The 11161-nt window shown below is 62.2% G+C and carries 9 protein-coding genes; 2 read left to right on the top strand and 7 right to left on the bottom strand.

Annotated features, from left to right (window positions below):
• Positions 1-91: 91 nt before the first annotated feature.
• Both AABA84_RS16875 and AABA84_RS16870 read right to left on the bottom strand, forming a co-directional pair.
• The gene (locus AABA84_RS16875; RefSeq protein WP_338312601.1) at positions 92-1000 is read right to left on the bottom strand and encodes a tetratricopeptide repeat protein; all 909 of its coding nucleotides are present in this window, start codon (positions 998-1000) and stop codon (positions 92-94) included.
• Positions 1001-1105: 105 nt separating this feature from the next.
• Complete coding sequence (locus AABA84_RS16870; protein WP_338306534.1) at positions 1106-1756, bottom strand: FecR family protein; 651 nt, start codon at positions 1754-1756, stop codon at positions 1106-1108.
• 319 nt (positions 1757-2075) lie between these two features.
• Here AABA84_RS16870 and AABA84_RS16865 point away from each other — a divergent pair, with 319 nt between their 5' ends.
• On the top strand, positions 2076-6239 hold the full coding sequence (locus AABA84_RS16865; protein ID WP_338312556.1) for a VCBS domain-containing protein: 4164 nt from the start codon (positions 2076-2078) through the stop codon (positions 6237-6239).
• Between the two features lie 22 nt (positions 6240-6261).
• Here AABA84_RS16865 and AABA84_RS16860 read toward each other — a convergent pair whose 3' ends face one another.
• The 5 genes from AABA84_RS16860 to fliL all read right to left on the bottom strand — a co-directional run bounded on the left by AABA84_RS16860 (position 6262) and on the right by fliL (position 10014).
• Positions 6262-6459 carry a hypothetical protein gene (locus tag AABA84_RS16860; protein WP_338306536.1) on the bottom strand — a complete coding sequence of 66 codons (198 nt, stop codon included), beginning with the start codon at positions 6457-6459 and terminating at the stop codon, positions 6262-6264.
• A gap of 604 nt (positions 6460-7063) precedes the next feature.
• Complete coding sequence (locus AABA84_RS16855; RefSeq protein WP_091965441.1) at positions 7064-7828, bottom strand: MotE family protein; 765 nt, start codon at positions 7826-7828, stop codon at positions 7064-7066.
• Positions 7829-7837: 9 nt separating this feature from the next.
• Positions 7838-8284 carry a DUF6468 domain-containing protein gene (locus AABA84_RS16850; RefSeq protein ID WP_028142759.1) on the bottom strand — a complete coding sequence of 149 codons (447 nt, stop codon included), beginning with the start codon at positions 8282-8284 and terminating at the stop codon, positions 7838-7840.
• The gene (gene fliM, locus AABA84_RS16845) at positions 8281-9483 is read right to left on the bottom strand and encodes a flagellar motor switch protein FliM (RefSeq protein WP_212252935.1); all 1203 of its coding nucleotides are present in this window, start codon (positions 9481-9483) and stop codon (positions 8281-8283) included. Before fliM ends, AABA84_RS16850 begins: the two co-directional genes overlap by 4 nt.
• 30 nt (positions 9484-9513) lie before the next feature.
• Positions 9514-10014, bottom strand: a complete 501-nt coding sequence (gene fliL, locus AABA84_RS16840; RefSeq protein ID WP_018321851.1) for a flagellar basal body-associated protein FliL — start codon at positions 10012-10014, stop codon at positions 9514-9516.
• Positions 10015-10397: 383 nt separating this feature from the next.
• On the opposite strand from fliL, the gene flgF reads away from it, so the two are divergent.
• Positions 10398-11159, top strand: coding sequence for a flagellar basal-body rod protein FlgF (gene flgF / locus AABA84_RS16835; protein ID WP_212252937.1), 762 nt, complete (start codon positions 10398-10400; stop codon positions 11157-11159).
• The last annotated feature ends 2 nt before the right edge of the window (positions 11160-11161 follow it).

The raw sequence follows: 11161 nt of genomic DNA, 5'->3' as shown, positions 1-11161 counted from the left end.
TAATGCTATATCTTGATTTGCCTTGGAGGCAGCACGCCGTGTCGCATCGAGCGTGGGCGGATCCGCCGGATTGAATGTGAGACGCCGATGGTTAAGGATTCGTTAACACCTGCAAAAGGGTGCTGTCGCGGCTGGGCAGTCCCGTCACCGGCACCCCATAGCGGACAAAGGCTTCGTCGATTCCAGCGTCGATCCTTCTGGCCGCCTCGATATCGCTACGGCCACCATCTGTGTCGCCGAGCTTGAATCTGGCAATCCCTCGGCCGTAGAGCGCGCTCGCAAGCCTGGGCGCGAACCGCAGCGCTGAGTTGTAGTCATCCATCGCCGCGGAGAATTGCCCCATTTTCAGATTTATGAGAGCGCGCGAGTCGTATGTTGCCGCGTTGTTTGCTCCCGATCGAAGCGCAATATCGCAGTCTTCCAGCGCAGCCTGCAAAGCGCCAAGAACGGCTCGGGTCCAACAGCGTCCGCTCCGCACCGCCTCCAGCTTCGGATCAAGGCGAATTGCCTCGTCATAGTCCCGCGCTGCACGGTCGTACACGTTCCCTTGCAGGTAGGCTGCCGCACGGTTGGCAAAAGCCGCGCCATAGTTCGGCTTGAGCTTGAGCGCCTCCTCAAAGGCGCCGATCGCCAGATCGCGCGCCCCCGTTCTCAGATAGGCCACGCCGAGGTTGTTGAACGCCTTCGCATAATTCGGATCAAGCCTGGTCGCTTCGACGAAATCCTTGATCGCGCGTTCGTAGTCGGCTTTAGCGCTATAGGCGTTCCCCCTGTTATTGTAGGCGACAACGAAGCCGTTCACCGCTCCCTCGCCCGCATCTATGAACGCCGTACAGCCATCGATCCGAGCTTCGGGTGACACGCGGTCTGAGCCGTTACACAGTTCAACGTTCTTGAGGGAGCTGCCCTTCTTCGGCTTCTGCGCCCAGCCCGACGAACTGGACAGCACAAGGACAAGAATGAGCATCACGGCCTTGATGAAACTGGCTCTTGCGATCATTTCCACACCAAGCGTCCGACACCGACAGCGAACGAAGCGCCCATCCTGGTCCCCCCACCCGGCCGGCACTGCGGCATCACGGCGGCTTCGGGCCAAGCAAGTTTCTCAGCATCCCCGACAGATGTTGAGCCTTCGATTGCTGGTTCGATCGGGCTCCGGCGCCGCCGATGTCGGCGGTTTCTTCAAGAGCTTACTCTTGCCCTCTTCGATCAGGGTCGAAATCTTGACCGACCCATCATCCGAAATCTCGACATGCGGCGTCGTGCCTCGGATCCCCAGCGTGGCGACGGGAGTATCGACCTTCATGTCGCCGGTCTTTGCGACACCGCCCGCAACAAAAGTGAACGTTCCCCTGGCGAGATTGAACAGGGTCGCATTGGACTTGCCGGCCGGCTCATACACATAGTGATCCAACACCATACGGGCGTTGCTCGATAAATTGAACGAGCTGCCGTCGGTGAAGTTGATGCCGACACGCCCGTCTGCCCCGGTCCGCACCACATCACCAAGATATACGGGATCACCGATGTTGGTCCGACCAGGGTCACTCGAGACATTCGCCTGAACGACCACGGCGCCCGCATGTTCGATCGTGACCGAGCCTGTGGCTACCACCACCTTCCCAATCGGTTTCGATGAGGAGGCCGCGACGGCGGGCTTGGCGAAATCGGTTTGCGCTCGAGCCGCGCTCGGCGAGAAATTGGCAAGCGCCAAAACAAGGCCGGTCGCAAAAGCAGCTATCGTAGGTCTGCACATGATCCCCCCTTTCTGAGAAGATCCTGTCGCTATCGGCGGCCCGTTTCCTGAACCGCATAGCGCCGCCACAATAAATATAATTGTTGTTTAATTTTATTAATCAACCTAATTTATATCCAGCGCTACGCAAGCGCCACAGTTTAAATTCGTCTCGTTTGTCAATTTAATCACATTGGCGGGAGGGGCACGGCGGGAATGGCGGTACGCGGCGCTGTCCCCCGCGCAATGCGTCTCTCTCGATCAGACTTGATTATTTCGGCGGGCAAGCCTTCGGGCTGCCAGCGCCCAGGAAAGCTTGTCCCTTGGCGGAGGTCGAGCCATGTCAGTTGCATCCGGCATCCATGTTGACAACGGGGCCGCCATGGCCCCGCCCGTCGAACTCATCGGCCATATTCATACAGTGATCGGTTGCTGTGCGCTTACGCCAGCGAGCGGCGCCGCCACACAGGCGGTAGCTGGTGCGCCGATCTGCCGGGGTGACGTGCTGGAGACCGATGCCGACGGGCAGATCACAATTTGCTTCATCGACGGTACTCTTTTCAACATCGCCTGCGGCACTCACGTTGTGCTGAGCGAGTTCGTCTTTGACGTCGAAGGCATGCCACCTGCAGCCTTGTTCGACGTGACCCGAGGGAGCTTCAGTTTCGTACCGGGCCGGCTGGCGGAAACCGGGGCACTGCAGCTGAATACGCCCATTGCAGGCATTCGCGCCCGGGGCCACGCGGGCGGTTTCGGGATGCTGACGCTTGCAGCATTGACTTTCTCGGCCGCGCAAAATGCCGAGGCCGCGGATCCGGATGTCACATTCCTGGATGACGATTCCATCACTTACAAGGACCTTGCGCACGGTGCATTTGAGCTCGTGACTAAGGAGCCGGTCCCGCGACGCATCATCGTCGAAGATCCCGGCGAGACGATCATCATCAAGAAGGTGGGATCCACCATCAGCGTCAATCAGGTCGCGAACACGGCGGCTCGCATGGACGAGTTGCGCGCCGCCCAACAGGACGTGCTCGCCAATTTCGCAGAAGGGCAAGGGCCGCGCGGCTCGAGCACGCCTCCCTTCGTCAAATCCGAGCGGGCGCAGCCGATCGATTTCATTCAAACTGACATGCCCACGCTGCAGACCTTGCCGACTGTGTTGCCTTTCGTCATTCCCGAGCCTCTGGGACGTCTGCCTCCGACTCTCAGCACGGGAGCGGGGCCAACTGAACGCGACACGGTGATATTTGACACATTCACTGCGACGAGAGGAGCTTTCAGCGCCAGTAGCACCAACAGCGGAGGCAATCTGACCTTCGGCATCATCGGGGCCAGCGCCGGCAATGCGGTCCTGGATGGCGTGACGTACGATCTGTCGAAGACAAGCTCCTACGGGATCCTCTACGTCAACAGCACGAGCGGCGCTTATACGTTCGTGCCTGACAATGCCGCAATCAACGCGCTGAAGGCGCCCACGACCGACGGTTTCGTTGTCACGGTCTCCGACGGATTCACCTCTGTCGCTCAGACCTTTACGATCACCATTAACGGTGTCAACGACGCTGCCATCATCACCGGCACCACGACCGGTTCGATCATCGAGGCTGGCGGCATAGCCAATGGAACGCCCGGCACGCCGATTGCGACCGGCACCCTTTCCGACACCGACGTCGACGATCCGCCCAATACGTTCACGACCGTAAGCTCGCCAACAACGAGCACCCGTGGCTATGGCACCTTCACGATGACGGCGGCCGGCGTGTGGACCTACACCTTGGACAATGCCAACGGCGCAGTGCAGGCGCTCAATGCCGGCGAGACGCTGACCGACACGTTCACAGTGACTACGATCGGAGGAACCGCCCAAGTCGTGACGATCACCATCCTCGGAGCCAGTGACGCCGCGACCATTTCCGGGGCGACGACCGGCGAGGTGATCGAGGCTGGCGACGTCGCCAATGCAAACCCCGGCACACCCACCGCGACCGGCACCCTCACCGACACCGACGTCGACACGACCGCCAATGCTTTCACGGCCGTCGGCTCGCCGACGGTGAGCGCCGCCGGCTATGGCACCTTCACCATGACGGCAGCGGGCGTGTGGACCTACACGCTCGACAATGCCAACGGCGCGGTGCAGGGGCTCAATACCGGCGAGACACTGACCGACACGTTCATAGTGACCACTCTGGACGGAACTGCCCAAGTGGTAACGATCACCATCCATGGCGCCAACGATGCCGCCATCGTTTCCGGCACCACGACCGCCTCGGTGACCGAGGCCGGAGGCGTTGCCAACGCGACACCCGGCAGCCCGAGCGCAACGGGCACGCTGTTTGCCGCCGACGTCGACAATCCGTCCAATACCTTCACCGCGGTGAGTTCGCCCAAGGCAAGCACGAATGGTTATGGCACCTTCACGATAACCGCCGCCGGCGTGTGGACCTACACGCTCGACAACGCCAGTGGCGCGGTGCAGGCGCTCAACGTCGGCGGCACGCTCACCGACAGTTTCACTGTCAACGCCCTCGACGGTACGCCGCAGGTGGTGACGATCACCATTCAGGGCAGCAACGACGCCGCCCTCATTTCCGGCACCGCGACCGGCTCGGTGACAGAGGCTGGAACTTTCTCACCGGGCGTTCCCATCGCGACCGGCACGCTCACCGATACGGACGTCGACAACGCTCCGAACACGTTCACCGCAGTCCCTTCGCCGGCTGCGAGTGATGGCGGATACGGCACCTTCACGATGACCGCAGCCGGCGTATGGACTTACACCCTCGATAACAACAACATAGTGGTTCAGGCGCTCGAGGTCGGCGACACCTTGACCGACACCTTCTCGATAACTGCCATCGACGGTACGACGCAGACGGTAACCGTCGCCATTCATGGTGCCAGCGACGCAGACCCGAACGATTTTGATAATTTGGCCACCGGATCTGCGGTGATCTCCGATCCCCCCAACGTGTATGGAACGCCGGGGAGCGAAACCATTGCCGGTGGCGGCAACACAGGTCAGATCATCTACGCGGGGGCCAGCAGCGACACGGTCAATGGGACCGGCAAGGCCGACGTTCTCTATGGCGGCTCAGGCAACGACACGATCAAAGGCAATGATGGGGATGACGCCATCTACGGCGGCTCGGGCAGCGATACAATCAACGGCAACAACGGCGGCGACACCATCACCGGTGGATTTGGTGCGGATCAACTCACTGGCAGCAATGGGAACGACCGTTTCGCTTATTTGTTCGTAGCCGATTCTCGCGCCGGCCAGTTCGACACCATCACCGACTTTGCCTCTGGGGCGGACAAGATCGACTTGACTGCTTTTGGCGCGCTTGGATTTGTCATATTGGCCTTGAGCTCCACCAGCACGGCCGTGCCGGCACATACGATCGCTTGGCTCTATGACAGTGCGGCGAATGAAACGATCGTGTACGTCAATCCAACGGACCAGACCCTGCACGTCGGCGATTCCAGTCTGCTCGAAATTCATCTGCAGGGGATTGCAACCATCGACGCCTCGGACTTCATCATGGCGCCGGCAGCGGCACCTGTGATGGCGGTTGCCAGCGAACTGCTCGACCTCATCGCAACGCCGCAGGGTGACGCGACCGCCGTGATGACGACCAGTTCCGGAGACTTGTCCGACCCCGGCAGCGGCGACGGCACGCTTCTCGCTGCAGGGAGTTCGACCATCCAATCAACCGAGGCGGCCACCAGCCTCGATCCGAACTGGGACCAGACCGGACAGACCGAATATTCCAGCTTCTCCCGTTCAGACGAAGTGCAAACGCTCGCGATCGAAACGCCCCGCAGCGACGCGGTAGCTCCCTCAGCCGGCGGACTGTCTGTGATCGTGCAGCACGCGGCCCCCCTCACCGAGGCCAGCTTTGTCTTCACCAACCCGGCCGCGTTCGACGCAGCCTCATTGGCTGGCAAGAATGGCGCGATTGCCGCAAGCGGTCAGGTGCCCGACGTCGCCATGCTGAATTTTGCCCACGGCGCTGCCGGACAGCACGCAGGTAGCGGGCTTGCGCTCGGAAGCGATGCAGGGAATGACGGCGTCTCGTCACCAAGAGGCGCCGCCCAGGCGGCTCATGCCCACGGTCATACCAGCGATGAAGCGGCAGACACTTCTCTCAACCCAAGTCTCAACCCAAGCCTTCTGAAGTCATCGACCGGCGGTGCCAACCATTCGCTCTCAAGCGGGGCGGACCAGCACAACCCGTCCGGGGGAGCGTCTGGATCAAAGCCTGCCGACCCGCAGCAGCTCGGCGACTCGTTCCAGTTCAGGGATAACGCCCCGCAGGGCTCACTGCATAGCGCGATGTTGGATCATCTCTCGGACTTCGTCGGTCATCACGAGCACGCTGGGGAATTCCATGGATCCGAACCGGCATTCATGCCTGAAACATCGCCGTCCGATGTCGATCCACCTTTCTCGGCAGGTACCGTTCACGGCCATGTGTCGCACGATCTGATCGTGTGACGGCATCAAGCCGATTGCGGCTTCAATGTTGCTTGCCGGCGCCTTCCGGTGCCGAGGAGCCGTCTTCGTCGAGAGAAGATTCATCATCGTTGCCGTCGTTGTCTTCTGGCGGCGCTGCATGCTGATGGCTGAGGGCGGATGTCCACGCCGATGTCATCGCCGCTATGAGCAGCCGGTTGATGGCCTCAATGACGCGTTCTGCTGCGGACGAGTAGTTCATGGCCTCCTCCTGCGCTGCCGATTGCGACTGGCCAAAGCGTAGGACCGGGCCTTGGGCGCCACTGTACGCCACTTCACACCTGCGCGCGTCAACTCATCGCAGTCTCAGAAGATGCCGCCAGCTTCGACTGCATCCGCCACGGGAGCTTGATCTGCCGCTTTGAGGAGTTGCTGAGCGCGCGCACTCACAACCTTCGGAGCGTTGCGGTTCGCGCGCGACTCTGAATCAGATGTGACCTCGGCGATGCGAATCGCATTGGTTAGCTTTGGGGGGTAATCAATGAACGGAGAAGCCGGTTGCATTGTGTGTAGCAGGGCAAGAGCGGTCGTAGCGATCGTTCCGATCGCCAGAGGATATGCCCTGAAAATATATGAGTGCTCCTGTTGCCATAGCACCCTGCAGCTCGTGACTCGCGTCACAAAGGCAGCGCTGATCAAGCAGCAGGTCGATACTCTTCCTCGGGTCGAGAAGCAGTTGCGTCCGCCTGTTCGCAGGGTGCAACAGGTCTTCGCGAACTAGACCCGCAAGGCCTCTCGCTGGGCGCCGGTCGAACTGACCACGCGACAACGCGCCAGGTCGCAATGGCCCTCTTCGCCTCGCGCCCTCAATTCGGCTTTTGCGTCGGCTTGCCGTCGATCTTCGGCAGCTCGCCGGCCGAGGCCGACTGATCGCCGCCGCCATTGGCGCGGCGGGCCATCTCGACCGTCAGCTTCTCGGCGGCCTCCGGCGACATCAGTCCCATGATGTCCGACATCTTGCGCGGCGCGATCGCCGAGGCGATCTCGATCAGCACGCCCATCTCCAGCCGGTCGAACACCCGTGCGGCATCCTTGGGCTTCATGCCCTCGTACATCGTCACGAGGCCCTTCATGCGCTGGGCTTCGGCGGCCTTCTGCTCGGCCTGCGTCGCGGAGATGCGGGTTTCCACCGCCTTCATCTCCTCGACCTTGCCTTCGATGCGCTTCTCGGCCGATTTGAGCAGGCTCTCGCGGATGTCGATCTCACGCTGGCGGGCCTCGATCTCCTGGCGGCGCGCCTGCAACCGCTCGAGGATCGCGCGCTCGGAGGCCGAGACCTGCGGCTGGGCCTCGTCGACCTTGACCACGGTGCCCTCCGGCTTGGTCTCGGGCGCGGCGGGCTTGGGCGCCTCCTTCGGCGCGCCATGGGTCGAGCCGGTGATGATCTCCGGCTCCTCGCGGCCGGTCGGGAAGTTCAGATTCTCCTGCGCCCAGGATTTCTTGGTCTGGTTCGGCTTGTAGTCGAAGACGTAGCCGCCATTGATCACGAGGCCCGCCACCTTCAGCGTGGCGAGGCCTGCGACGGCAACCAGGACGACCGGGATGACGCGGATGTTACGGAAGGACTTCATACCCACACTTCATGCGGCGAGGCCGTTGGATCGTCGGCGCTCGGAGAAGGCTTCGGCCGCAGCCGCCACCGCCTTCGCCGTCGATGGCTTGGCCGCGGGGGCGACGACCGTTTCCGGACCGGTCATGGGGCGCGCCGCGATCGCGATCTTGGACAGCCGGCGCACCACGTTGTCGGCTTCGCCGAGCTGCTTGTAGAGCTGGTCCGACATCTGCGTCGCCGCGGCGAGCTGGCTGCCGAGGTTCTCGTTGACGTCGCGCACCGCCAGCTTCAGCCCGCCGATCGCGCGCTCGGCGATCTCGGTTGCGGTGATCAGCTCGCCGATCACCGCCTTCAGCGAATGCTCGTCCGCCTTCAGCCGGGTCAGCCGCTTGTTGAGCATGACGCAATAAACGATCGTCAGCATCAGCAGGATAGCCACCAGCGTCTCGATCGCCATTCCCAGGGAGTGGTTCATGGGGCCTCCATCATCTTGTTCTGCTCGTCCACCTTCTCGAACATCGCAAGTGTCGTACTTGGCTTGCGCAAGGGTTTCGTCACGCGGATCGCGACGCGGTCGCCGACCCGGCCCATCCGCCCCTCGGTCAGCGTGACGTCGCCGCAGCGCACGGTGACGTTGGCGTCGGCGCGCATGTCCAGCGGCAGCGTGTCGCCGACCTTGAGCCGCATCAGCTGCTTGAGCGGAACGTCGGCCTCGTAGAGCACGGCATCGACGGCGATTTCGGCCTGGTTGATCTCGGTGGCGAAATGGCCTTCCCAGACCGTGTCACGGCCGAACTTTTCGCCCATGAACATCTGGAGCAGGACGCCCCGGATCGGCTCGATGGTCGCATAAGGCAGCAGCAGCTCGACGTTGCCGCCGCGGTCTTCCATGTCGATGCGCAGGCGCACCAGGATCGCGGCATTGGCCGGACGGCTGATCGCGGCGAAACGCGGGTTGGTCTCGAGCCGGTCGATCGTGAAGGTCACCGGCGACAGCGGCCGGAACGCCTGCTCGGCGTCGGCCAGCACCACCTCGACCAGCCGCTTGACCAGCTCGGTCTCGATCGTGGTGTAGGGCCGGCCCTCGATGCGGAGCTGGCTGGTGCCGCGGCGGCCGCCGAGCAGCACATCGATCATCGAATAGATCAGGTTGGAATCGACCGTCGCCATGCCGAAGTTTTCCCACTCCTCGGCCTTGAAGACGGTGAGGACGGCGGGCAGCGGGATCGAGTTCATGTAGTCGCCGAAACGCACCGAGGTGATGCGGTCGAGCGAGACTTCGACGTTGTCGGAGGTGAAATTGCGCAAGGACGTCGTCATCAGCCGCACCAGGCGGTCGAAGACGATTTCGAGCATCGGCAGACGCTCGTAGGAGACCATCGCCGAATCGATGATCGCGCGAATGCCGGAATGGTCGTCGAGCGTGACGTCGCCGACGGTGAAGCCGAGGAGATTGTCGATCTCCTCCTGTGACAGCACCCGCTCGCCGGAATTCTTGCCGCTGCCGAGATCGCGGCTGCCGTCCTCGACCATGGCGGCCCATTGCAGGGCCATGGTCTCCGACAGCTCGTTCTCGGCCGCAGCCTTGGCGGCCTCGGCGGGATCCTCGGAATCGAGCGATGCCTCCCATTGGGCGGCAATCGCATCCTGGTCCATTTGCTCGTTGCCGGCCATGACGCTAGCCCATTACCTTCCGCAGCGTCTTCACTGGATCACGACTTCCTTGAACAGCACCGCGCTGACCTGGACCGGGGCGACCGCCGCGTTGACGCGCTTGGTCAGCTCCTCCTTGAGGCGGAAGATGCCGGCGGAACCGTTGAGGTCGGAGGGGCGCAGCTCGCGCACATAGGTCTGGAAGATGTCGGTGACGCGCGGCATCGTCGGCTTGATCGCCTCGATCTGCTTCTCTTCCTTCAGCTCCAGCACGATCTTCAGCCGCAGATATTGCACGCGCTCGCCGGGCGCGCCGGCGAGGTTGACCATGATGTCGGGGACGTCGACGAAGGACGGCGGCTTCGGCGGAGGCGCGGCCTCGGCATGATGCTCGTCGTCACCGTGACGGAAGAAGAAGAACCAGGTCGCGGCACCGCCGCCGAGAACGGCGAGCAGGCCGACGGCCATGATGATGAGCTTCAGCTTGTTCTTCGGCGGAGCGGCTTCCGCGCCTTCGGCGGCTGCGCCGCCTTCCGCTTCATTCTCAGCCATGGTTGCCGGGCTCGTTCATTTCTCAAAGGGGTCGAAAGAGCAAAGCCTCCTGGCAGACAGTGACGCGATACAAATGCCCCAGCGCAGTGCGCTCCTCTTCATGCCAAACGCTACGGTAATAATGGTTAACGGAACCTTTCGATTGGGCCTCCACTAGGAAAAATCTGCCGGGCAGACATGGCTAACAGAACCTTTCTGCCGCCCTCCCGCACCCCCGAAAAATCCTCAAGACATTGAAATCACGCAACTTTCCAGGTTGGCACGGCTTTCGCTGAGAGAGGACCGAGACCGAACGGTTTGGGAGAACCCGACGGTCTCGTTCACGGGGTCCGCCAAGGCGCTTGGGAGAGCGAAATGGCAGATCCGCTCAGGGGAGATTTCCGATGCAGAACGCGCTTCTGATCGGCTTGTCACGGCAGATGACGTTGGAGCGGCAGATGGATGTCATCGCCAACAACGTCGCCAATGCCAACACCAACGGCTTCAAGGCCGACCATTCGCTGTTCGAGGAGTACCTCAACTCGAACGCGCGTGAGGACAATTTCATCGGCGCGGACCGCCGGGTCTCCTATGTGCAGGACCGCGGCACCTACCGCGACATCGGCCAGGGGCCGATGGAGCCGACCAACAACCCGCTCGACATGGCGATCGACGGCAACGCCTATTTCGCGGTGCAGGCCAATGGCGGCGAGATGTTCACCCGCGACGGCAAGTTCTCGCTCAACAGCACCGGCCAGCTTGTCACCCCCGACGGCAATCTGGTGCTCGGCACCGGCGGCCCGATCACCTTCCAGCCGACCGATCACGACATCAACGTCGCGCCCGACGGCACCATCACGGTGCTCGAGGGCACCGCCAAGACCGATTCGATCCGCGGCAAGATCCGCATGGCCTCGTTCGACGATCCGACCAAGCTGACCAAGCTCGGCGCCAACCTCTATGCCGCCGGCTCCGCCACCCAGCAGCCCGATGCCAAATCCAGCGTGCGCCAGGGCTATGTCGAGAAGTCGAACGTGAATTCGGTCGGCGAGATGACCCGCATGGTCGAAGTCATGCGCAGCTACACCGCCATCGCCAACCTGCTCCAGCAGCAGAGCGACCTCCACAAATCGGCGATCGAAAAGCTCGCCGACGTTCCGGCCTGATT

Source organism: Bradyrhizobium sp. TM239, from assembly GCF_036247985.1.
GTDB lineage: Bacteria > Pseudomonadota > Alphaproteobacteria > Rhizobiales > Xanthobacteraceae > Bradyrhizobium > Bradyrhizobium ottawaense.
Note: the sequence above shows the minus strand (reverse complement) of the source record. Positions and strands in the feature narration are given on the sequence as shown.